The 20,067-nt window shown below is 63.2% G+C and carries 24 protein-coding genes; 11 read left to right on the top strand and 13 right to left on the bottom strand.

Features of this window, described 5'->3' with window-relative positions; genetic code table 11:
- Nucleotides 1-84 precede the first annotated feature (84 nt).
- The 6 genes from ACTS1Z_RS15310 (at nucleotide 85) to queE (ending at nucleotide 5,085) form a co-directional block, all read left to right on the top strand.
- Nucleotides 85-1,272, top strand: coding sequence for an aspartate aminotransferase family protein (locus tag ACTS1Z_RS15310; RefSeq protein ID WP_442625336.1), 1,188 nt, complete (start codon nucleotides 85-87; stop codon nucleotides 1,270-1,272).
- Nucleotides 1,269-2,198, top strand: a complete 930-nt coding sequence (gene argF, locus ACTS1Z_RS15305; protein WP_442625335.1) for an ornithine carbamoyltransferase — start codon at nucleotides 1,269-1,271, stop codon at nucleotides 2,196-2,198. Before ACTS1Z_RS15310 ends, argF begins: the two co-directional genes overlap by 4 nt.
- Before the next feature lie 8 nt (nucleotides 2,199-2,206).
- A complete protein-coding gene (locus tag ACTS1Z_RS15300; RefSeq protein ID WP_442625334.1) occupies nucleotides 2,207-3,091 on the top strand; it encodes an Hsp33 family molecular chaperone HslO in 885 nt (294 codons plus the stop codon).
- A gap of 92 nt (nucleotides 3,092-3,183) precedes the next feature.
- Nucleotides 3,184-3,585, top strand: coding sequence for a DUF3617 domain-containing protein (locus ACTS1Z_RS15295; RefSeq protein ID WP_442625333.1), 402 nt, complete (start codon nucleotides 3,184-3,186; stop codon nucleotides 3,583-3,585).
- 178 nt (nucleotides 3,586-3,763) lie between these two features.
- A complete protein-coding gene (gene queC / locus ACTS1Z_RS15290; RefSeq protein ID WP_442625332.1) occupies nucleotides 3,764-4,456 on the top strand; it encodes a 7-cyano-7-deazaguanine synthase QueC in 693 nt (230 codons plus the stop codon).
- The gene (queE, locus tag ACTS1Z_RS15285; protein ID WP_442625331.1) at nucleotides 4,453-5,085 is read left to right on the top strand and encodes a 7-carboxy-7-deazaguanine synthase; all 633 of its coding nucleotides are present in this window, start codon (nucleotides 4,453-4,455) and stop codon (nucleotides 5,083-5,085) included. Before queC ends, queE begins: the two co-directional genes overlap by 4 nt.
- Before the next feature lie 4 nt (nucleotides 5,086-5,089).
- Here queE and ACTS1Z_RS15280 read toward each other — a convergent pair whose 3' ends face one another.
- The 4 genes from ACTS1Z_RS15280 to lipB all read right to left on the bottom strand — a co-directional run bounded on the left by ACTS1Z_RS15280 (nucleotide 5,090) and on the right by lipB (nucleotide 9,064).
- The gene (locus tag ACTS1Z_RS15280; RefSeq protein WP_442625330.1) at nucleotides 5,090-7,153 is read right to left on the bottom strand and encodes a capsular polysaccharide biosynthesis protein; all 2,064 of its coding nucleotides are present in this window, start codon (nucleotides 7,151-7,153) and stop codon (nucleotides 5,090-5,092) included.
- Nucleotides 7,154-7,204: 51 nt separating this feature from the next.
- Entirely contained in the window at nucleotides 7,205-7,852 is a 648-nt protein-coding gene (locus ACTS1Z_RS15275) for a hypothetical protein (RefSeq protein ID WP_442625329.1), read from the bottom strand.
- Between the two features lie 115 nt (nucleotides 7,853-7,967).
- Entirely contained in the window at nucleotides 7,968-8,327 is a 360-nt protein-coding gene (locus ACTS1Z_RS15270) for a hypothetical protein (protein WP_442625328.1), read from the bottom strand.
- A 77-nt stretch (nucleotides 8,328-8,404) separates the two neighbouring features.
- Nucleotides 8,405-9,064, bottom strand: a complete 660-nt coding sequence (lipB, locus tag ACTS1Z_RS15265; RefSeq protein WP_442625327.1) for a lipoyl(octanoyl) transferase LipB — start codon at nucleotides 9,062-9,064, stop codon at nucleotides 8,405-8,407.
- A 76-nt stretch (nucleotides 9,065-9,140) separates the two neighbouring features.
- Between lipB and ACTS1Z_RS15260 the strand changes: the two genes are divergently transcribed.
- A complete protein-coding gene (locus ACTS1Z_RS15260) occupies nucleotides 9,141-9,893 on the top strand; it encodes a hypothetical protein (RefSeq protein ID WP_442625326.1) in 753 nt (250 codons plus the stop codon).
- Here the strand turns inward: ACTS1Z_RS15260 and ACTS1Z_RS15255 are convergent.
- Genes ACTS1Z_RS15255 through ACTS1Z_RS15245 form a run of 3 tightly spaced genes read right to left on the bottom strand, consistent with a single transcriptional unit; the run spans nucleotide 9,890 to nucleotide 11,774 of the window.
- Nucleotides 9,890-10,477 (bottom strand): GNAT family N-acetyltransferase, encoded by a 588-nt coding sequence (locus tag ACTS1Z_RS15255; protein ID WP_442625325.1) that lies wholly within the window; start codon nucleotides 10,475-10,477, stop codon nucleotides 9,890-9,892. The genes ACTS1Z_RS15260 and ACTS1Z_RS15255 overlap by 4 nt on opposite strands.
- Nucleotides 10,474-11,328, bottom strand: a complete 855-nt coding sequence (hemF, locus tag ACTS1Z_RS15250; RefSeq protein ID WP_442625324.1) for an oxygen-dependent coproporphyrinogen oxidase — start codon at nucleotides 11,326-11,328, stop codon at nucleotides 10,474-10,476. Before hemF ends, ACTS1Z_RS15255 begins: the two co-directional genes overlap by 4 nt.
- Nucleotides 11,325-11,774, bottom strand: a complete 450-nt coding sequence (locus ACTS1Z_RS15245; protein WP_442625323.1) for a tRNA (cytidine(34)-2'-O)-methyltransferase — start codon at nucleotides 11,772-11,774, stop codon at nucleotides 11,325-11,327. Before ACTS1Z_RS15245 ends, hemF begins: the two co-directional genes overlap by 4 nt.
- Before the next feature lie 150 nt (nucleotides 11,775-11,924).
- Here ACTS1Z_RS15245 and petA point away from each other — a divergent pair, with 150 nt between their 5' ends.
- The 4 genes from petA to ACTS1Z_RS15225 are packed head-to-tail and all read left to right on the top strand — an operon-like array spanning nucleotide 11,925 to nucleotide 15,214.
- Complete coding sequence (petA, locus tag ACTS1Z_RS15240) at nucleotides 11,925-12,494, top strand: ubiquinol-cytochrome c reductase iron-sulfur subunit (RefSeq protein WP_442625322.1); 570 nt, start codon at nucleotides 11,925-11,927, stop codon at nucleotides 12,492-12,494.
- Between the two features lie 11 nt (nucleotides 12,495-12,505).
- Nucleotides 12,506-13,819: a cytochrome b gene (locus ACTS1Z_RS15235; RefSeq protein WP_442625321.1), complete on the top strand. Its 1,314-nt coding sequence runs from the start codon at nucleotides 12,506-12,508 to the stop codon at nucleotides 13,817-13,819.
- A gap of 12 nt (nucleotides 13,820-13,831) precedes the next feature.
- The gene (locus ACTS1Z_RS15230; protein ID WP_442625320.1) at nucleotides 13,832-14,662 is read left to right on the top strand and encodes a cytochrome c1; all 831 of its coding nucleotides are present in this window, start codon (nucleotides 13,832-13,834) and stop codon (nucleotides 14,660-14,662) included.
- Nucleotides 14,663-14,665: 3 nt separating this feature from the next.
- Nucleotides 14,666-15,214 carry an adenine phosphoribosyltransferase gene (locus tag ACTS1Z_RS15225; RefSeq protein ID WP_442625319.1) on the top strand — a complete coding sequence of 183 codons (549 nt, stop codon included), beginning with the start codon at nucleotides 14,666-14,668 and terminating at the stop codon, nucleotides 15,212-15,214.
- 99 nt (nucleotides 15,215-15,313) lie between these two features.
- Here the strand turns inward: ACTS1Z_RS15225 and ACTS1Z_RS15220 are convergent, their stop codons facing one another.
- The 6 genes from ACTS1Z_RS15220 to ACTS1Z_RS15195 all read right to left on the bottom strand — a co-directional run bounded on the left by ACTS1Z_RS15220 (nucleotide 15,314) and on the right by ACTS1Z_RS15195 (nucleotide 19,981).
- Nucleotides 15,314-15,766, bottom strand: coding sequence for a MaoC family dehydratase (locus tag ACTS1Z_RS15220; RefSeq protein ID WP_442625318.1), 453 nt, complete (start codon nucleotides 15,764-15,766; stop codon nucleotides 15,314-15,316).
- Nucleotides 15,767-15,812: 46 nt separating this feature from the next.
- On the bottom strand, nucleotides 15,813-16,913 hold the full coding sequence (gene ychF / locus ACTS1Z_RS15215; protein ID WP_442625317.1) for a redox-regulated ATPase YchF: 1,101 nt from the start codon (nucleotides 16,911-16,913) through the stop codon (nucleotides 15,813-15,815).
- Nucleotides 16,914-16,956: 43 nt separating this feature from the next.
- Complete coding sequence (locus ACTS1Z_RS15210; protein WP_442625316.1) at nucleotides 16,957-17,943, bottom strand: SDR family NAD(P)-dependent oxidoreductase; 987 nt, start codon at nucleotides 17,941-17,943, stop codon at nucleotides 16,957-16,959.
- Nucleotides 17,944-18,006: 63 nt separating this feature from the next.
- Nucleotides 18,007-18,528, bottom strand: a complete 522-nt coding sequence (locus ACTS1Z_RS15205) for a GNAT family N-acetyltransferase (protein WP_442625315.1) — start codon at nucleotides 18,526-18,528, stop codon at nucleotides 18,007-18,009.
- A gap of 2 nt (nucleotides 18,529-18,530) precedes the next feature.
- A complete protein-coding gene (gene pth / locus ACTS1Z_RS15200; protein ID WP_442625314.1) occupies nucleotides 18,531-19,100 on the bottom strand; it encodes an aminoacyl-tRNA hydrolase in 570 nt (189 codons plus the stop codon).
- 188 nt (nucleotides 19,101-19,288) lie between these two features.
- Nucleotides 19,289-19,981 carry a 50S ribosomal protein L25/general stress protein Ctc gene (locus ACTS1Z_RS15195; protein ID WP_442625313.1) on the bottom strand — a complete coding sequence of 231 codons (693 nt, stop codon included), beginning with the start codon at nucleotides 19,979-19,981 and terminating at the stop codon, nucleotides 19,289-19,291.
- Nucleotides 19,982-20,067: the final 86 nt, after the last annotated feature.

Raw genomic sequence — 20,067 nt, 5'->3', positions numbered from 1 at the left:
GTTTCGCGCTCGGTATAAGGCGGTCCGATTGGCGGCCATCGGGGCCGCCTTTTGCTTTTGCGAACGCCGAACAGGAACGCCACAATGACGATCACGCCGCTGATGCCCGTTTACCCCCGCAGCCCGGTGCGTCCGGTGCGCGGCGAGGGCGCCTATCTGTTCGGCGAAGAGGGCGAGCGCTATCTCGATTTCGCGAGCGGCATCGCGGTCAACCTGCTCGGCCATAGCCATCCGCACCTGACCAAGGCGATCCAGGAACAGGCGGCGCAGCTCGTCCATGTCTCGAACATGTATGGCTCTCCGCAAGGCGAACATCTCGCGCAGCGGATTTGCGATCATTCCTTCGCCGATACGGTCTTCTTCACCAATTCGGGCGCCGAAGCGGTCGAATGCGCGATCAAGACGGCGCGGCGCTATCATCACGCGAACGGCGCGCCCGAACGCAAGAAGCTGATCACCTTCTCGGCGGCTTTCCACGGGCGGACGATGGCGACGATCAGCGCCGCGGGATCGGAAAAGATGGTCGGCGGCTTCGAGCCGGTGCTGCCCGGTTTCGAAACTGTCGAGTTCGACAATCTCGATGCGGCCGAAGCGGCGATCGATGCGCAGACGGCCGGCTTCCTTGTCGAGCCCGTGCAGGGCGAGGGCGGCATCCGCCCGGCGAGCGAGGAGTTCATGCAGGGCCTGCGCAAGCTCGCCGACGAGCACGGGCTGATGCTGGCGCTCGATGAAGTCCAATGCGGCTATGGCCGGACCGGGACCTTCTTCGCCTATGAGCAATATGGCATCGAGCCGGATATTCTCGCGTCGGCCAAGGGTATCGGCGGCGGTTTCCCGCTCGGCGCCTGCCTCGCGACCGAAAAGGCGGCATCCGGCATGGTCGTCGGTACGCACGGCTCGACCTATGGCGGCGGGCCGCTGGCGATGGCGGCGGGCGAGGCGGTGCTCGACGTGATCCTTGAAGAGGGTTTCTTCGATCATGTGAAGCAGATGGGCGACCGGCTCCGCCAGGCGCTGGAGCAGATGCTGCCCAATCACGATCATCTCTTCGAAGGTGTGCGCGGCAAGGGCCTGATGCTGGGCATCAAGATGAAGGTCGATAGCAAGCCCTTCGTGCCCTATCTGCGCAGCAAGGGACTGTTGCTGGTCGCGGCCGCCGACGATGTCGTGCGCGTCCTGCCGCCGCTCAATATCGAAGAGCATCACATCACCGAGTTTATCGAACTGCTGTCCGATGCGGCCCGGGACTACGAGCCGCCGCAGGACTCATGACCCGGCATTTCCTCGATATCGCGGAACTGGACGGTGACGCGCTGGCGGCGATCCTCGACGATGCGCTGACGGCCAAGGCCGCGCGCACGGATAAGTCGAAAGGCGCAGTCGACGATGATGCGTCGCTCGCGGGCCATGCCCTGGCGATGATTTTCGAGAAGAACTCGACCCGCACGCGCACCTCGTTCGATATGGCGATCCGGCAGCTCGGCGGCTCGTCGATGGTGTTGGAATCGGGCACGATGCAGCTCGGCCGCGGCGAAACGATCGCCGATACCGCCCGCGTCCTTTCCCGTTACGTCGACGCGATCATGATCCGGACCGACGATCATGCAAAGCTGACGGAGATGGCCGACCATGCGAGCGTTCCCGTCATCAACGGACTGACGGACCGGTCACATCCCTGCCAGATCATGGCCGACATGCTCACGGTTCTTGAGAAACTGAACCGGCTTGCGGGCACGAAATGGGCCTGGCTGGGGGACGGCAACAATGTGCTGACCTCGATCATCGAGGCCGGCAGCATATTGAAGTTCGACGTGGCGGTGGCTTGCCCGGAAAGTCTCATGCCTGCGCCGGACGTTGTCACCGCCGCACGAGAACGCGGCGGTACCGTCGAAATCACACGCGATCCGATGGCCGCGGTCGCCGATGCAGATGTCGTGGTGACCGACACCTGGATTTCGATGGGACAGCAGGGCGGGGACGCGAAGCTGGCCGCGCTTGAGCCCTATCAGGTGACGGAACGCGTAATGGCCGCGGCGAAGCCGGATGCTATCTTTCTCCATTGCCTGCCTGCGCATCGCGGCGAAGAGGTTACGGCCGACGTGATCGACGGTCCGCAGTCGGCGATCTGGGACGAGGCGGAGAACCGGCTGCACGCGCAAAAGGCGATCCTGCGCTGGTGTTTCGGCCTGATCGGATGAGCGACGCCATGGCAGACAGTGCGCTCGGTTTCTCGATACCGGGGCGTAACGCGCGCGGCCGGGTCGTCAGAATCGGACCGGCGCTCGAGGAGGTGCTCGAGGCGCACGCCTATCCCGAACCGCTGGCGCACCTGCTCGCCGAAGCGCTGGTCCTCGCCGCGCTGTTGGGCTCGACGCTCAAGGAAGCGGGTGGTCAGCTCACCATCCAGGCGCAGACGAAAAACGGCGTCGTCGAGCTTCTCGTGGCCGACTACAAACGCGGCGAGTTGCGCGGTTATCTCCGGCACGACGCGGATCGCTTCGCGGAGGCGCCGGCCGATCCGTCGCTGTTCGCGCTGTTCGGCCAAGGCTATCTGGCGATCACTTTCGATCAGGCGATAACCGGGGAGCGCTATCAGGGTATCGTGCCGCTCGAAGGCGGATCGCTGGCCGAGGCCGCCGAGCATTACTTCGTGCAGTCCGAACAGATACCGAGTTTGCTTCGGATCGCCGTGGCGCAGGACGATGCCGGGCGCTGGACCGCCGGGGGCATCCTACTGCAGCATCTGCCGGAAGGCGAAGAAGGCCGCGAGCGAATCCATGTCCGGCTCGATCATCCCGAATGGGAGGACGTTCGCATGCTTGGCGAGACCGTGACGGAAGAAGAGCTCGCCAATCCGGACCTGGAGATGGACGCGCTGATATGGCGGCTGTTTCACGACGAAGGCGAGATACGCGTGCTGCCCCAAACGCCGCTCGGCAAGGGATGCCGCTGCGATCCCGTCCATATCCGCCAGGTCGTCGGCCAGTTCAGCGCCGAGGAGCATAGCGAAATGGCCGATTCCGACGGCATCATTCGCGTGAATTGCGAATTTTGCGCCAAGAGTTTCCCGATAGAAGTCTCTGACCTTTAAAGCGAAAATGTGACTTTCAGCACCGGTTCACCTTGTTTCGGCTATAAAGTGGCCGTGATGGCGGAGTATCGCCGTCAGCTATGGGAGTGAATATGCAGCTTTCCCGGCCCTTCAAGCCGGCCCTTTTTGGCGCCGCGGCGTCGGTCCTGCTCGCGACGCCCAGCGCCGCGCAGGCGCCTGCGGCCATATCCGGCCTGCAGAGCGGCAATTGGGAATTGCGCGATCTTGGCCGTACTGGCGCGCGAACACAGATTTGCGTGCGCAACCCAGCGCGTCTGCTGCAGATCCGCCATGCGGGCCGATCCTGCCCACGCCGCGTGCTGAGCGAGGACAGCCGATCGGTTACCGTGCGCTATGACTGTTCGAGCGCGGGCTGGGGCCAGACGGAAGTATCGGTCGAGACGCCGCGGCTCGCGCGGATCGACACACAGGGCATCGCGAATGGCAGCCCGTTTCACAATGTCTACGAGGCACGCCGGACCGGCGACTGCTGAAAATCGCGCCTTAACCGCCTGTTTACCATATTCGTTTAGACAGAATGGCGTGCCTTTCATGGGGGCACGCTTTCCTCCCTAGCGGGCCGAGAGGCCCAAACCTGGCCGCCTTTACGGGCGGCCTTTTATTTGCGGCAAAGCTTGCACGGCGCGGCCCGCGGGCATAGCTGCGTCGCCGATGACCGAAAATGCGAACAGATATGCGGTGCTGCTGCTGTCCGGCGGCCTCGATTCCATGGTGACGGGCGGCCTTGCACGCGAGGCCGGCTATCGCCTGTTCGCGCTGACTATCGACTATAACCAGCGCCATCGGATCGAGCTGCAGGCGGCGGCGAATGTGGCGGCAGCGCTCGGCGTCGAGAGACATATCGTACTGCCGCTCGACCTGTCGCAATTCGGCGGCTCGGCGTTGACCGACGATATCGCCGTGCCGAAAAGCGGCGTTGGCGACGATATCCCGATCACCTATGTGCCCGCGCGCAACACGATCTTCCTCTCGCTGTGCCTGGGCTGGGCCGAGGCGGCGGATGCGCGCGATATCTTTATCGGCGTCAATGCGCTCGACTATTCGGGCTATCCGGATTGCCGTCCCGATTTCATTGCGAGTTTCGAGGCGATGGCCAATCTCGCCACCAAGGCGGGCGTCGAGGGCGATCGCTTTTCGGTGCACACGCCACTCATCGATATGAGCAAGGCCGACATTGCGCGCGAGGCAGACCGGCTGGGGCTCGATGCGGGGATGAGCTGGTCCTGCTACGATCCGACGCCGGACGGAAAACATTGCGGCCTGTGCGACAGTTGCCGGCTGCGCCGTAAAGGCTTTGCCGAGGCAGGCCTTGCCGATCCGACCGATTATGCGGTGGCCCTGTGAGCTACGCAGTCAAGGAAATGTTCCTCACGCTGCAGGGCGAGGGGATGCAGGCGGGGCGCAAAGCCGTGTTCTTGCGGTTCGCCGGTTGCAATCTCTGGACGGGCCGCGAGCAGGATCGCGCGACCGCCGTCTGCCAGTTTTGCGATACCGATTTCGTCGGGACGGACGGCGAGAATGGCGCGCGCTATGCCGATGCGGAGGCCGTCGCCGCGAAAGCGGGCGAGTTGTGGGGCGATGAACGCGCGCAGGCCTATATCGTCTGCACGGGCGGCGAGCCACTGCTCCAGCTCGATGCGCCGCTGATCGATGCGCTCCATGCCGAAGGCTTCGAGATCGCGGTCGAGACCAATGGCACGATTGTGGCGCCCGGTGGCATCGACTGGCTCTGCGTCAGCCCCAAGGCTGGGAGCGAAGTGGTCCAGCGGTCGGGCGACGAGCTCAAACTGGTCTGGCCGCAGGACGGTATCGATCCCGCAACGTTTCTGGACTGGGATTTTCGCAACTTCCTTATCCAGCCGATGGATTGCGAAGAGGCCGACGCCGCACGGCAGGCGGCGATAGCTTATGTCCGCGATCACCCCGAGTGGCGGCTGACGCTCCAGACCCACAAAATGCTTGGCATTCCCTAACCCGCTAATATTGCACGGGCTTGGCGCGGCTGAGGCTGTTCCAAAGCGCGCGAAGCCAGCGCAGCCTTTTATGCCCGGGCTCGGGCGCATGGGCCGCCAGCCAGTCGACAATCTCTTCCGGCGTGCAGGGTAGGCCGGTCGGCGGATGGATGTAGCGCGGGTAGAGGATCAGCGTGCCGGCGACGAGCGCGTCCAGCGACAGGGTGCGCGTGCGGCGGTCGAAATCGAGCCGGTCGTCGGTCAGGCCCCAGCCCGCATAGAAAGGCCCGCCATAGGTCATCACTCTCTTGCCGCGCATCAGCGCCTCGAAACCGGCGAGCGAGGTCATCGTCGCGAGACTGTCGCACGCCGCTATACAGGCATCGATATTGGCGTCGCTAACGATCCGGTCCGCCAGCGCCGCACTATCGCCATCCGTTATCCGGCCCTTCCGGTTACCGGTCTCCACATCGGGATGCGGCTTGTAGAGGATATAGGCGTCCGGATGGTCGGCACGGACGGCTTCAAGCAGCCCGAGATTGGTATTGATGTCCGCCGTCCCGCGCTCGATGGAGCGGTCGTCCTCAACCTGCCCGACGACGAGGATCGATGCGCGGCCTTCTGGCGGATCGATGTCGATATGCGCGCCGACATTATATTTGCTGATCTTGGCGGCAACGAGCCGTTCGCGCAGCCGCGTCGCGCGCTCCAGAAGGTCTGGCGTGAAATCGGCGGTCTCGAGGATCGTCTCGAGGCGCGAGCTTTGATGCCGGTCGAAATACATGCCGCGATCGTCGATCACCACCGAAGCGGGCAGGTGGAAATCGGAACCCAGCCCGCGCGAGCGCAGGAATCCGTCTTCCATGCGCCAGACCGGGGTCCCGCCGCGCGCGAGCGCGTCCCGCTTTGCCGGATCCTCCTTGCCCGACCAGATCAGCACTTTGCCGTTCTGCCCGCGCGCGTCGCGAACCGCGCTGTCGACCGAACCGTGAAAGCGGATGCTGTTGCGTGGGCCGGCCATCATGTTGCGTACGGCCGCCCGCTTCCAAGGGGTGAACCCGATGGCGGCGAAATGGCCTGCATTGCGGTCCGCGATGCGCCGCCAGTGATGCAAGCGTTCGATCGTCGCCTCGAGCGTCGTCGGCTGGCCACTGATCGGATCGACATAGCGCGAATAGAGCAGGTAAGCGGCGGCGAATATTTCCGCGACGCTGCGCGTGGCCGTTCGGCGCTCGCAGCGGATCTCGTCGCGCGTCGCGCCCCAGCCGGCATAGAAGGGCATGCCGAAACAGCGCACGGGCTTGCCCATTACCAACGCCTCGAAACCCATCAGGCTGGTGACGCAATAGACGGCATCGACGCGCGCGAGGATATCGGCCGCCCGCGCCTCGCTGTCGAGCAGCGTGACCCCGTCCAGCGCGTCGGCAGGTATGCAGCCCTGCTTGAGTCCGCTGGCTACAGCCGGATGGCGGCGAACGACGATCTCCGCACCGGGTTCGTCCCGTTTCGCGGCTTCGACCATATCGGCAAAGCGCGCGCCATCGGCGAGCCCGCCTTCAATGGACACATCGCCATAGGTCTGGTCGACGACCAGCACCCGGCGCTTGTCGGTGGCGGGGAGCAGGTGGTTGGGCAGTTTCGGCGCGCTATTGGTCTTGCTCAGCCCGTAATCGCCGATCTGCCGCATGGCCGTACGCGCGCGCTCGAGCAGCTCGGGCGACTGCCAGCCGCCGTCTTCCAGCAGCCGTTCGATCCGAGAGGGTGAGCGGGCGTCGTAATAGATGCCGATATCGTCGGCGATCAGGCTGAGCGGAGGCGCGCCGGCCTCGCCCAATCCGATCGAGCGGAGAAAACCGTCTTCCAGTGCGATATAGGGCAGGCCCTTTTCGGCAGCGATGGCCCGGGCGCGCTTCGCGGTCGGTTTATAGCCCCATCCCGCCACCGCATCGGTGTCGCTCCGCGCTGTCCGGCTGCGGTCGATACGCTCGACTTCGGGCAGAAACGCGTCGAGATGGGGCACGGCCGCTACCCCGTGGCCGGGGACGAGCAGATTACGCGCCGTCAGACGGTGATGGACGGGTTCGGACATTGCGGGCGGGATGCAAGGCCCGGCCCTTTTTGGCAAGGCCGGTGCGAGCGGTCAGCAGCGTCCGCTGTTATAGCTGCTGCCGCGCCAGCAGCGGTCATCGAGGCGGAGCAGCGGCGGGAGCGGCACCGGCTCGTGATAGGGCATGGTCGCGTCCGCGTAGGAGACGAGGCTGTTGCGCATTTCGCGCATCCGGTTTTGCGCCGTTATGTGAAGCTGGCCCTTGGGCCGGGCGAGCGCATCGCGCGCGATATCGGCGGCGGCATGGCAGAAGCTGCGCTGCGAACCGACGCGCACGTAACTCTGGTACATCGTCGTCGTATATTCATCCATCGTCGCCTGCCAGCGCCGCCCGACGGTTCGCCGGAAATAGGCTTGGAGGCCCTCATAGGCCGCGTTCAGCTCGTCGGCGTGATGGGTGAGGATCGCGTTGTAATTGTCGACCGACATCGCCGAGGGCCAGAACTGGCAGTTCAGCGCCGCGACGTTGAGGCTCGAGCGCAGGTTCCAGACGAGGTTCGCGCGGATATCGGCGGGCTGGCCATTGGTCATTGTGGGCACGAAAAGTCCGGGCTCGGCGCCGGAAACCGGCTGGCCCTGATGCTGGGGCGGAAAGAAGAAGATCTGCGCCGATGCGGGCGCCGCAATCGCCAGCCCCAGCATTGCCGCAATCCCGGCAAAAGCCGCTTTGATCCTGCGCATCTTCACTCTCCCTCGCTCATTCACTCGTCACACTAATAATCTTGCTGTCCGGCGCTGCATCGCGGTTCCGCTCGTCTCGTCGCAACTGCGACTCGCTCCGGCCCAATATCGGCGGCTATTCGGCCGCTTCTTCTTCACCGTCTTCTTCGTCGGCCGGTTCTTCTGCCGGGGCAGGTGGCTCCGCTTCGGCGTCATCGGATACAACCGAACCGCCGGAGGCCGCCGCCGGTGCGTCCGGTGCTTCGGAGCTATCGGCCGGCATCCGGCTTTCCATGCCCATCGTTTCTTCGGCGCCGATCGTGCCGTCGATCAGCGTCGTATCGTTGATCGTGCCGTCACCTTCGCCGGGATCGACATCGGTTACGGCGGTGTCTTCGTCGGTAGTCGCGGTGTCGGAGCCGCCGCCACATGCCGTCAGTGCGAAAGTCGCCATGATCGCCGCCGTTCCGTTCAGAAATCTGGTGGAAATACGCATCTTCCGTCTCCCTCGTTCGCCCGGTTGGATAGCGGGCCGATTTTGACGTCACAAGCCCATCGATCACATGGCCGGGGTCAATATGCTCGGGCGGAACTCTCCAATGTTTTCAAGACGCCGGAGAAATTGCGCTTAATCGTCGCGTCGATCTTCGCCATGTCCGTGACAGCGCCCAGCTTTTCCAGGCTCGTCACCGGATATTCAGCGATCCCGCACGGCACGATCCCGTCGAAATGGGAAAGATCGGGCGCGACGTTGAGCGCGAAGCCGTGGAAGCTGATCCATTTACGGATGCGCACGCCGATCGCGCCGATCTTGGCCTCCTTGTCGCCGTCATCCGTCCAGATTCCGATCCGGCCTTCTGCGCGCCGGGCATCCACGCCGAGTTCGGCCAGACTGTCGATCACCCAGCCCTCAAGCGCATGAACGAAACATCGCACATCGCGCCCGCGCTTTGCTAGATCGAGCATCACATAGACGATCCGCTGGCCCGGCCCATGATAGGTGTATCGCCCGCCGCGCCCGGCGGTGTAGACCGGAAACCGCTCGGCGCTGAGCAATTCCGCCGGATCGGCACTGGTGCCGGCGGTATAAAGCGGCGGGTGTTCGAGCAGCCAGATGCATTCGTTCGCCTCGCCGCGGCGGATCGCAGCCGCGCGCGCTTCCATCTCCGCCAAGGCCTCGGGATAGGGCGTGAGGCCCGGCGAGATACGCCATTCGATACCGGTATCGTCCATCACCACGTTAAATGCGGGCGGCGCGGGCGGCGATCAAGGGTTGTGCCCGCGCGCCAGTCGCCGCATGAAGGCGCCCATGTCCGATAGCTTTCGCTTTTCCCCCAGCACCGGCTGGGACGAGGTTCGGCAACTGCTGGGCCGCGAGATGCAATTGCTGGTTGCGATCGCCGGCGTGTTCTTCCTGCTGCCAGGGCTCGTCCTGTCTTTCGTGCTGCCGCCGATAGCGGATGTCAGCAGTCTCGGCGTGATCGTCGCGGCACTCCAGCCCTATTTGCCGCTGATCATTCTCGTCAGCCTCGTCCAGATGATCGGCCAGCTTGCGATCTGGGTGCTGGTCATGGCGTCGGACCGCCCCACGGTGGCCGAGGCGATCAAGGCGGCGCTCCTCTTCCTGCCTTTCTATTTCCTTATCAATATCCTCAGCAACATCATCGTCGGCGCGGGGCTGCTGCTGTTCATCCTGCCGGGCATCTATCTCGCTTGCCGCCTCGCGCCGATCGGCGCGATCGCCGTCGCCGAGAATGTGCGCAATCCGTTTGCGGCAATCCAGCGCAGTTTCGCAGTGACCAAGAGCAACGCCCTGCCGATCTTCGCCTTCCTGCTGATCGTCGGAATCACGTTCCTGCTGATCTCGCTGGCCGTGTCGTTCGTGTTCGGGACGCTGTTCGTTATCGTCGGGCTGGAAATGGGGCCGGGCGAGACCGGCGCGACGCTGCTCGCCTTCGTGACCGGTATCGTTTCGGCGGCGGGCACGACGATCTTCGCGCTGATGCAGGTCGCCATCTATCGCCAGTTGACCGGCGCCGGCACCCCGGCAGTCTTCGACTAGCTCTCCAGCAGCGGCACGTGCGGCGCGGCATCGCGCGGCAAGATGCCGGCGAGCCGCGGATCGGGAAAGGTCTCGACCGCCCGGCCGCGCGGCACGAAACCCATGCGCCGATAGAAGGCGAGGGCGCTCGGATGGTCGAGCGTGCATGTGTGAAGATGGACGCGCTCGACGTCCGCTCGCCAGGCCAGCGCCAGCGTCTGCATCATCAGCCAGCGGCCATGGCCCTTCCCGGCGAGCTCCGGCACCAGCCCGAAAAACTGGATCTCGCACTGCCGCTTTTCGCGGAAATCGAGCTCGATCATGCCGATCTCGATGCCCTGCCGGTCTTCGACCGCGTAGAATGCGATATCGGCGTGGTTGATGATCGCGTCGAGCTCGGTATCGTCCATCACGAGCCGCGAATACCAGAGCCAGGGCGCGCCGACGCGTTCAAACAGGATACGATATTTGGCGAGATCGACCGGCTTCCATCGATTGAGCCGCAGCGGCGAAGCGGGCATCGGCGCGGGCTTCGGCCGTTCGCGCATATCCAGATAGGTCACGACCTCGGCCAGATGCCCGGCCGGAATATCGTGCAGCTTCATGTCCATATGGCGCGAGGCGGGAGGCTCATGAGAATTGCGTCGATATTGCCGCCGGTCTTCAGGCCGAACAGCGTGCCGCGGTCATAGACGAGGTTGAACTCGGCGTATCGGCCGCGCCATTCGAGCTGTTGCTGCTCCTCCTCGGCCGTAAATTCGGAATGCATCCTTTTTCGGACCAGCGCCGGGAAGGCCTTGAGAAACGCGTCGCCGACATGATCGACAAAAGCGAGATGCGTGTTGAACGATTCATCGTCGTCGATTTCGAGATGATCGAAGAAGATGCCGCCCACGCCGCGTGAGACATTGCGGTGCGGGATCCAGAAATAGTCGTCCGCCCATTTCGAGAAGCGCTCATAATCGCCGGGCTCGTGCGCGTCGCACGCCTTGAACATTTCGGCATGGAAGAAATCGGTATCTTCCTTGTACGGGATCGGCGGGTTGAGATCAGCGCCGCCGCCGAACCAGCGCTTCGTGGTATTGAGGAAGCGCAGGTTCATGTGCACGGCGGGCACATGCGGATTGGCCATATGCGCGACGAGGCTGATGCCCGTGGCGAAGAAGCGCGGGTCGTTCTCCGCGCCATGAATGGTTTTCGAGAACTCTTCGCTGAACTGCCCGGCGACGGTAGAGACGTTGACGCCCGCCTTTTCGAAGACCTTGCCTTTGATCAGGCCCTGGACGCCGCCGCCGCCCGGCGCGCCGGTCTCGTCCGGCCGGTTCCAGGGCGTATAGACGAACTTCGCATCGCTCCCCGCTTCCGCTTCGATCGCTTCATATTCGGCACAGATCCGGTCGCGCAGCGTTTCGAAGGTGGTGCGCGCGGCTTTTTGTTGCGCGTCGAGTTCGATCATTCGGGCCATCCTCCACTTTGCCTGAGTGCTTCGCCGAGAGCGATGCCCGTTGCCACCGCGACATTCAAGGATCGAAAGCCCGGGCGCATCGGTATGCGCACCCTGAGGCCAGCGGCATCGTGGACGTATTCTGGCACGCCGGCGCTTTCCGATCCCATAAGGAGGATGTCGTCGGCTGCGAACCGCGCATCGGGGAGCGGCGTGCCACCCTGAACCGTCAACAGGACCAGCCGGGAGGTGTGCGAATCGCGAAAGGCGGTCCAGTCCGCATGGCGGGTCACATCGGCGGCGGCCGCATAATCCATGCCGGCGCGCTTCAACCCACGGTCGGAAAAGGGAAATCCACACGGTTCGATGATATCGACCTGTACCCCGAGGCAGGTGGCGGTGCGCAGTATAGTGCCTACATTTCCGGCGATATCGGGTTGATATAGAGCGATTCTCATGCCGCAGTCATTCGCATCGCAGGGTCATTGTCACAAGCCGGTCAAAAACGCTGTTGGCAAATGGCATCGAGGGCGGCTATCAGGCCCTCCAAGAGGGGCTGGGGGACGTCTGTCCGCCCCGATATCATTTGAACCACGAAGGCCCGAGGAATGGCGACCGAAGACCATGTAGACCAGCCTGCAGCCGAGCAGCCCGAAGAGGGCGTGCGTCGGCGCGATTTTCTTAACATTGCGGCGGTCAGCGTCGCTGGCGTGGGCGGTGTAATCGCCGTCTTGCCGCTGGTGAACCAGATGAACCCGGACGCCGATGTTCTGGCGCTGGCGTCGATCGACGTCGATCTATCCGCCGTCGAGCCGGGTCAGACGATCAAGACGAGCTGGCGCAAGCAGCCGCTATTCATCCGGCATCTGACCGCGGAAGAGATCGCGGAAGCCGAGGCTGTGGACGTGTCGGGGCTGCGCGACCCGCAGACGCTCGCGGACCGCACCGCCGAAGGCTATGAACAATGGCTGATCTCGCTCGCGGTCTGCACGCATCTGGGCTGCATCCCGCTTGGCGCCGCTCCGGGTGAGAATAAAGGCGAATTCGGGGGCTATTTCTGCCCCTGCCACGGTTCGCATTACGATACCGCCGGCCGCATTCGCAAAGGCCCGGCCCCGACCAATCTTGTCGTGCCGGAATATGAATTCACCTCCGACACAACCGTCACGATAGGCTAAGGCAGACTGATATGAGTTTTCCCTGGGCAGAACAGTATACCCCGAAAAGTCCGTTCATGAAGTGGATGGACGAACGGCTGCCATTGCCGCGGCTCGTCTATAATTCGGTCGGCGCCGGCTATCCGGTTCCGCGCAACCTCAACTATTTCTGGAATTTCGGCGTTCTTGCCGGCCTCGCCCTGATGATCCAGATCGTCACCGGCGTCGTGCTGGCGATGCATTATGCCGCGAACAGCGAAATCGCTTTCGCCTCGGTCGAGCACATCATGCGCGATGTGAATTCGGGCTGGCTCATGCGTTATCTCCACCAGAATGGCGCGAGCTTCTTCTTCATCGTGGTATATATCCACATCTTCCGCGGGCTATATTTCGGCTCCTACAAGGCGCCGCGCGAGATGGTATGGCTGCTTGGCCTCGTCATCTTCCTGCTGATGATGGCGACCGCGTTCATGGGCTATGTCCTGCCCTGGGGCCAGATGAGCTATTGGGGTGCGCAGGTCATCACCGGCCTGTTCGCGGCGATCCCGCTGGTCGGCGAGACGATCCAGCAATGGCTACTCGGCGGTTTCGCGCCGGACAATGCCGCGCTCAACCGCTTCTTCTCGCTCCATTATCTGCTGCCGTTCGTGATCGCCGGCTGCATCATCCTGCATATCTGGGCGTTGCACCTGCCGGGTTCGAACAACCCGACCGGCATCGATGTGAAGGGTCCACAGGATACGATCCCGTTCCATCCCTATTACACGGCGAAGGACGGTTTCGGCGCCGGCGTATTCCTGATCGCGCTGTCGATCATGGTGTTCTTCGCGCCGAACTTCCTCGGCCATGCCGACAACTATATCGAGGCAGACCCGCTGGCCACACCCGCGCATATCGTTCCTGAGTGGTATTTCTGGCCGTTCTACGCGATCCTGCGCGCCTTCACCGTGGACTTCATTCTGCCGGCGAAGTTGTGGGGCGTGATCGCGATGTTCGCGTCGATCCTGCTGCTCTTCTTCCTGCCCTGGCTCGACAAGTCGCCGGTGCGGTCGGGCAAATACCGGCCGAAGTTCAAGATCTGGTTCTGGGTGCTCGTGGTCAATATCCTGATCCTCGGATATTGCGGCGGCGCGCCGGCGGAAGAGCCATATGTGATGCTCAGCCAGATCTCCTCGATCTACTATTTCGCTCACTTCCTCATCATCCTGCCGTTGATTTCGCGGACGGAGCGGCCATTGCCGTTGCCCAACTCGATCACCGAAGCGGTGCTCGGCAAAGACAAACACGAAGACAAGGCAGCACCCGACAAGGGGATGGGCACGGCGCAGCCGTTGCCGGCCGAATAAGGGGTTCGACACATGGTTCGCGTTATTGGTTTTCTCGTCGGCCTCGGCTTCGTCGTTGTGCTCGGCTATTCGCTGATCGTCGGCGCCATCGCCTTTGCGACCGAAGAAGAGTCGGGGCCTACGGCTTATGACTATCATCTCTATGCGCAGGATGTGAGTTTCCCGAGCGACGGTCCGCTCGGCCGGTTCGACCGGCAGCAGCTGCAGCGCGGTTTCCAGGTGTTCCGGGAAGTCTGCGCGGCCTGCCACAGTCTCGAATATGTCGCGTTCCGCAACCTGACCGAGATCGGTTTCACGGAGGCCGAGGTCGATGCGATCGCCGATCAGTGGCCGATTCAGGTGCCGACTGTCGATCCCGATACGGGCGAGGAAACGACGCGTAACGCCGTTGCCGCCGACAATTTCCCGCATGTTTATGCGAACGAGACTGCGGGCCGGGCTGCGAATAACAACGCCTATCCGCCCGACCTTTCGCTCATGACGAAGGCACGTGGCGAGGGCGCGCCCTATGTCTATTCGCTGCTTGTCGGCTATCAGGACCCGCCCGCAGACTTGCCGGAAGAATTCCTGCCGGGCACCGGGCTCTACTACAATCCGTATTTCCCGAACCTGAATCTGGCGATGCCCCCGGCGCTGTTCCCGGACCAGGTGACCTATGCGGACGGCACCGAAGCGACCGTCGAGCAGATGGCGTGGGATGTCTCGGCCTTCCTGATCTGGACGGCTGAACCCAGGATGGAAGAGCGCAAGGCGACCGGCTGGGCCGTTTTGATCTTCCTGATCTTCGCGACGGTTCTCGCCTTCCTGTCCTACAAGAATATCTGGCGCGACCAGAAGCACTAGGTCATGAGCGGCGGGGCTGAACGCAACGCCGACTTGAAGGCGCTGATCCGGACGATCCCCGACTTTCCGAAGCCGGGGATCCAGTTCCGCGACATCACGACATTGCTGCTCGATCCGGCCGGCCTTGCGACCGCTGTCGAGCGGCTGGCCGGGATGGCCGATGGGCCGATCGACGCCATTGCCGGGATCGAAGCACGCGGCTTCGTTTTCGGCGCGGCGCTGGCGCGGGAGCTCAATGTCGGGCTCGTCCTCGTCCGCAAGCGCGGCAAGCTGCCCGGCAAGACGCTGACCGAGGACTATGCGCTCGAATATGGCAGCGACAGTCTCGAGATGCACCACGACGCCATTCCGCAAGACGCGCGCATCCTGCTGGTCGACGATCTGCTTGCCACCGGCGGTACGGCGCTGGCCGCGGTGAAACTGTTGCGTGGGGCAGGGGCGCAAGTCGGTCAGTCGCTCTTCGTCATAGACCTTCCCGATCTCGGCGGCGGGGCCAAGTTGCGCGGAGCGGGCGTATCGGTGGAAACCCTCGTCGAGTTCGAGGGCGACTAGGATTCATGTGCTCCTGCGTAGGCAGGAGCCCAGAGCAGCAAGCCATATCGTCGTAGGCCCTAGGCTCCTGCCTGCGCAGGAGCACAGCTCATATAACGGCTAGTCGTCGGCCGGCCGCCGCCGGATCAACCCGATCGAGATGAACGTCATGACCGGCTCGTCATTCTGGTTGAAGACGGTCATCCGGCCGCGCATCGATCCCATGTCCGGGCGGCTCTTCGAGGCGCGTTTCTCGATAACCTCGCTCTCGCAGCGCAGCACATCGCCAGGATAGACGGGTTTGAGCCAGCGGATTTCGTCGACGCCTGGCGAGCCGAGCCCGGCCTGGCGGTTGGCCGCCATATTCTCGACCACCATCCGCATCGTCATCGCGCACGTATGCCAGCCGCTCGCCGAGATTCGCCCGAAATAGGTTTGCGCCGCCGCCTCGTCGTCGAGGTGGAAGGGCTGCGGATCATATTTCGTCGCGAATTCGATCACCTCTTCGCGCGTGACTTCATAGCGGCCGAAGCTGGACTTCCGGCCGATCTCGATATCTTCGAAATAGAGCATGGCGCGACGATATCAGTGCCGCAGGTTTACGCAAGCGTAAAGCAGATCAGACGTTGAACTTGAACAGCATCACATCGCCGTCCGTCACCGTGTAATCCTTGCCTTCCTGGCGCAGCTTCCCGGCGTCGCGCGCACCGGCTTCGCCGCCCAAGGCGATATAGTCGTCATAGGCAATCGTCTCGGCTCGGATGAAACCGCGTTCGAAATCGGTATGGATGACGCCGGCGGCCTGGGGCGCCTTGGCATTGCGCGCGACCGTCCAGGCGCGCGATTCCTTCGGCCCGGCGGTGAAGAAGGTGATGAGATCGAGCAGCTCGTAACCGGCGCGGATGACGCGCGCTAGGCCGGTTTCCTCCAGACCCAGATCGGCCAGGAATTCGGGCCGGTCTTCGGGGTCCATGGTGATGATCTCGGCTTCGATCGCGGCCGAGATAACGACCGCCTGCGCGCCTTCCGCCTTGGCCTTTTCGAAGACCCGCGCGCTATGTTCGTTGCCGTCGGCGGCCGAAGCCTCGTCAACATTGCAGACATAGAGGACGGGCTTCGCGGTCAACAGCTGCGCTTCGCGAAACAGCCGCGCCTCTTCCTCGTCATTGGGTTCGGTCAACCGGGCGGGCTTCCCGTTCTTGAGCAACTCCAGCGCCTGGCCGAGCACGGACGCGATGGCCTTGGCCTGTTTGTCGCCGCCGGTTGCGCGCCGCTTGGCATTCTCGACGCGTTTCTCGACCGATTCGAGATCGGCGAGCAGCAATTCGGTCTCCACCGTCTCGGCATCGGCGATCGGATCGATCCGGTTATCGACATGCTGGATGTCGTCATCCTCGAAACAGCGCAGCACGTGTACGATGGCGTCGACCTCGCGGATATTGGCGAGGAACTGGTTCCCCAGCCCTTCGCCCTTGGATGCGCCTTTGACGAGCCCGGCGATATCGACGAATTCGAGCTGCGTTTCGATCTTCTGCGCCGACCCCGCGATTTCCGCGATCTTGTCGATGCGCGGATCGGGGACCGCGACCTTCCCGACATTGGGTTCGATCGTGCAGAAGGGATAATTGGCCGCCTGCGCCGCCTGCGTCTCGGTGAGCGCGTTGAAAAGCGTCGACTTGCCGACATTTGGCAGGCCGACGATGCCGCATTTGAAACCCATGGGAGTCTTTCGTCTGGTTCGTCAGTCGCTCAGGCAGATAGGATCAATCGAGCACCGATTCCACCCATGGCGCGAACTGGCTGCCACTGTACATGGCGAGCTGTGTTTCGCGCGAGACGCGGTTGATCGCCTCTTGCGGAATGCGCGTCGGATGGACGGCACGCCGGAGCGGCCGCGTCCCGGGCGGCATGGCGATGATCTCGGCGATCGCGCGCGGGATATCCATCGGATCGGTGCTGCCGCCACCGCCACTCCGCATCGCATTCTCCACGAAACCCGGATAGGCGGCCTTTTCCGCGTCGGTGAGCCGTCCGAGCAGCGCCTGGGTGTTCTCGTTGGAATTGCGCCAGATTTCGGTCGGATAGCCGCCGGGCTGGATCACCGTCACCTCGATACCGTGCGGCACGAGCTCATAGGCCATCTGTTCGCTCATCGCCTCGACGGCGAATTTGGTCGCACAATAATGGCCATAGCCGACGGCGATCACGCGTCCCAATTGCGAGGAGACGTTGAATATCTGGCCTGATCCGCGCGCCCGCATGCCCGGCAGGACGGCGCGCGCCATGCGCTGATAGCCGAATACGTTGGTGTCAAAGATCAGCTGCGTCATCTCCATGTCCTGCAGCTCGACTGGCAGGCCGTTGCCGATCCCGGCATTGTTGACGAGGACGTCGATCGCGCCGCCAGCTATCCGCTCCGCTTCGGCGACGCCCGATGCGACCTGTTCGTCGGACAGGACGTCGATTTCGACGATATGGAGGTCGAGCTCCTCGGCTGCCGCCTCGGCAGCCAGCGATTCCGCTTCGGGGCGCGGCAGGTTGCGCATCGTGGCGATCACTTTCGCGCCGAGCCGCGCATAATGCAGCGCGCCGAGCCGCCCGAATCCGGACGAACTGCCGGTGATCAGAACCGATTTGCCCGAGAGATCGGGCGGCGTCTGCGCGAAACTGGGGGTGCTCGCGGGCATCGTGGACAGCGCGGCGACGGCGGCGGTTCCGGCGAGCAAATGGCGGCGGCTGATATCGGGCATCGGGAATCTCCTGCTTTTCGGATCCCCTAGCAGAAACGGACGACCGCTTCACGCCCGCGCGCGTTATTTGGCCTCCGGCAGATCGGGCAACCGATAGATATTTCTCTCTTTCCCGTCAGGAAAAGGCTCGCGCGCGATCACAGTGCCGCCGAGCTTTTCGGCGAGCCGTCGGGCGGCCTCATTCTCATCGTCCATATGCGTCTCGACCTGCGGCCATTCCCATTGCCGATAGGCGAAGTCGACGATGGCCCGCGACGCTTCGAACGCATAACCCTTGCGCCGCCCGGCGGGCGTGATCCACCAGGTCAGTTCGTGCCGCGGCCAGCTTTCGGGCCAGACGAGGCCGCAACCACCGACCATCTGTCCGCTTTCCCGGTCGACGACCGACCACATACCGAAGCCGCGCAACTCCCAATGGCCGATATCGGCGGCGAGCTTGCGCCAAGCCATCCCCGCGTCGAGCGGGCCGCCATAAAAGGCGGACGCTTCGGCATCGGCGTAAAAATCGCGATAGACGGGAAAATCATCGGCGCCCGGCGCGCGCAGCAGCAACCGCTCGGTTTCGATACGCGGAATATCGGCCATGCTCAGTCCTGCAATCTCAGCGCAACCTCATTCAGGAACCGCGCATCGTCGCCCTCGGCAAGCCAGACAGCTTCCGCCGCGATGGCGCCGAGAAGGTCGGTCAGCGGCTCTATCTCGGCTTTGCTGTAATTACCGAGCACATGTCGGGTGACGCGGGCCTTGTCGCCCGGATGGCCGATGCCGATTCGGACGCGGCGAAATTCGTTGCCGATATGCGCGTCGGTCGATCGGATGCCGTTATGCCCGGCCGTCCCGCCGCCGCGCTTCACCTTTACCTTGAACGGCTCGAGGTCGAGCTCGTCGTAGAACACGGTCACATCTTCGGGGCCGAGCTTGTAGAAGCGTATCGCCTCGCCGATCGATTGGCCGGACTTGTTCATATAGGTCGCGGGTTTCAGCAACAGGACCTTCTCGCCGCCCAATCGGCCTTCCTGCGTCCAGCCCTGGAAGCGGGTGCGCACGCTGTCGAAATCATGCACCTCGGCGATCGCGTCGACCGCCATGAAGCCGACATTGTGCCGCTGCATGCTGTGCTCCGCGCCCGGATTGCCGAGGCCTACCCATAATTGCATTTTTTATGTCGCCTGATTGATGGACGTCCTTCGACAGGCTCAGGACTAACGGATTTAGGGTAACCGTTAGCACTGAGCCTGTCGAAGTGCGATTATCGGATATGCGGCACCTAAAAGAAAACCGGCCTGTTCGATAGAACAAGCCGGTCTTCCTATCCACTTCAAGCGGAAATGGCGGGGAAGGGGACTTAGCTGTCCTCGCCTTCGCCGTCCTCGTCGCCGCCCTGTTCCGTGGCCGGAACTTCGTCGGCTGCGACTTCTTCGCCCTCTTCGCCTTCTTCACCTTCCTCGGCTTCGGCTTCGTCGCGCTTGAGCGCGGACGGCGCCACGACGCCGGCGATGGTGAAGTCGCGATCGTCGATCGCCGAAACGACGCCTTCGGGAAGGGTGATCTCGGAGATATGGATCGAATCGCCAACCTCGAGGCCATCGAGAGCGACGATGATTTCGCTCGGAATGTCGTCGGCCGGGCAGGTGAGTTCGAGCTCATGCCGCACGACGTTGAGCACGCCGCCACGCTTGAGGCCCGGCGAAGCTTCTTCGTTGATGAAGCTGACGGGCACGGCGAGCGTGACCTTCGCACCCTTGCCGATGCGCATGAAATCGACATGCAGCGGGCGATCGGTGACCGGGTGGAACTGCACATCCTTCGGCAGCGCTTTCGTCGTGTCCTTGCCGACGGTCAGCGAGACCAGGCTGTTCATGAAATGGCCGGTATGCAGCAATTTCATGAGCTCGCGCTCTTCGAGGTGAATGGGTTCCGGATCTTTCTTGTCGCCGTAGATAACGGCGGGAACGCGGCCTTCGCGACGCATTGCGCGAGAGGCTCCCTTGCCCGCTCGCTCGCGCACTTCGGCCGACAGGGTCAGCTGATCGCTCATCTGATGTCTCCAAATGCTGGTTGGTTGGTATCAATCGCCCGCCACGCCTCCAGGGTGCACATGGCGGGGAAGCGGCGCATATAGGC

This window comes from Parasphingopyxis sp. (assembly GCF_052168295.1).
Classification (GTDB): Bacteria; Pseudomonadota; Alphaproteobacteria; order Sphingomonadales; family Sphingomonadaceae; genus Parasphingopyxis.
This window is presented reverse-complemented; position numbering and strand designations above follow the sequence as displayed.

What these genes read in the sequence shown, in the direction of transcription:
- ACTS1Z_RS15245 (WP_442625323.1), bottom strand. Translation starts at nt 11,774, where the DNA reads ATGAGAATCGCTCTATATCAACCCGATATCGCCGGAAATGTAGGCACT.
- pth (WP_442625314.1), bottom strand. Translation starts at nt 19,100, where the DNA reads ATGCAATTATGGGTAGGCCTCGGCAATCCGGGCGCGGAGCACAGCATG.
- ACTS1Z_RS15260 (WP_442625326.1), top strand. Translation starts at nt 9,141, where the DNA reads ATGTCCGATAGCTTTCGCTTTTCCCCCAGCACCGGCTGGGACGAGGTT.
- ACTS1Z_RS15275 (WP_442625329.1), bottom strand. Translation starts at nt 7,852, where the DNA reads ATGCGCAGGATCAAAGCGGCTTTTGCCGGGATTGCGGCAATGCTGGGG.
- ACTS1Z_RS15255 (WP_442625325.1), bottom strand. Translation starts at nt 10,477, where the DNA reads ATGAAGCTGCACGATATTCCGGCCGGGCATCTGGCCGAGGTCGTGACC.
- ACTS1Z_RS15225 (WP_442625319.1), top strand. Translation starts at nt 14,666, where the DNA reads ATGAGCGGCGGGGCTGAACGCAACGCCGACTTGAAGGCGCTGATCCGG.
- queC (WP_442625332.1), top strand. Translation starts at nt 3,764, where the DNA reads ATGACCGAAAATGCGAACAGATATGCGGTGCTGCTGCTGTCCGGCGGC.
- ACTS1Z_RS15295 (WP_442625333.1), top strand. Translation starts at nt 3,184, where the DNA reads ATGCAGCTTTCCCGGCCCTTCAAGCCGGCCCTTTTTGGCGCCGCGGCG.
- ACTS1Z_RS15270 (WP_442625328.1), bottom strand. Translation starts at nt 8,327, where the DNA reads ATGCGTATTTCCACCAGATTTCTGAACGGAACGGCGGCGATCATGGCG.
- ACTS1Z_RS15280 (WP_442625330.1), bottom strand. Translation starts at nt 7,153, where the DNA reads ATGTCCGAACCCGTCCATCACCGTCTGACGGCGCGTAATCTGCTCGTC.
- ACTS1Z_RS15205 (WP_442625315.1), bottom strand. Translation starts at nt 18,528, where the DNA reads ATGGCCGATATTCCGCGTATCGAAACCGAGCGGTTGCTGCTGCGCGCG.
- ACTS1Z_RS15235 (WP_442625321.1), top strand. Translation starts at nt 12,506, where the DNA reads ATGAGTTTTCCCTGGGCAGAACAGTATACCCCGAAAAGTCCGTTCATG.
- ACTS1Z_RS15195 (WP_442625313.1), bottom strand. Translation starts at nt 19,981, where the DNA reads ATGAGCGATCAGCTGACCCTGTCGGCCGAAGTGCGCGAGCGAGCGGGC.
- ACTS1Z_RS15210 (WP_442625316.1), bottom strand. Translation starts at nt 17,943, where the DNA reads ATGCCCGATATCAGCCGCCGCCATTTGCTCGCCGGAACCGCCGCCGTC.
- ACTS1Z_RS15300 (WP_442625334.1), top strand. Translation starts at nt 2,207, where the DNA reads ATGGCAGACAGTGCGCTCGGTTTCTCGATACCGGGGCGTAACGCGCGC.
- hemF (WP_442625324.1), bottom strand. Translation starts at nt 11,328, where the DNA reads ATGATCGAACTCGACGCGCAACAAAAAGCCGCGCGCACCACCTTCGAA.
- ychF (WP_442625317.1), bottom strand. Translation starts at nt 16,913, where the DNA reads ATGGGTTTCAAATGCGGCATCGTCGGCCTGCCAAATGTCGGCAAGTCG.
- petA (WP_442625322.1), top strand. Translation starts at nt 11,925, where the DNA reads ATGGCGACCGAAGACCATGTAGACCAGCCTGCAGCCGAGCAGCCCGAA.
- lipB (WP_442625327.1), bottom strand. Translation starts at nt 9,064, where the DNA reads ATGGACGATACCGGTATCGAATGGCGTATCTCGCCGGGCCTCACGCCC.
- argF (WP_442625335.1), top strand. Translation starts at nt 1,269, where the DNA reads ATGACCCGGCATTTCCTCGATATCGCGGAACTGGACGGTGACGCGCTG.
- ACTS1Z_RS15310 (WP_442625336.1), top strand. Translation starts at nt 85, where the DNA reads ATGACGATCACGCCGCTGATGCCCGTTTACCCCCGCAGCCCGGTGCGT.
- ACTS1Z_RS15220 (WP_442625318.1), bottom strand. Translation starts at nt 15,766, where the DNA reads ATGCTCTATTTCGAAGATATCGAGATCGGCCGGAAGTCCAGCTTCGGC.
- ACTS1Z_RS15230 (WP_442625320.1), top strand. Translation starts at nt 13,832, where the DNA reads ATGGTTCGCGTTATTGGTTTTCTCGTCGGCCTCGGCTTCGTCGTTGTG.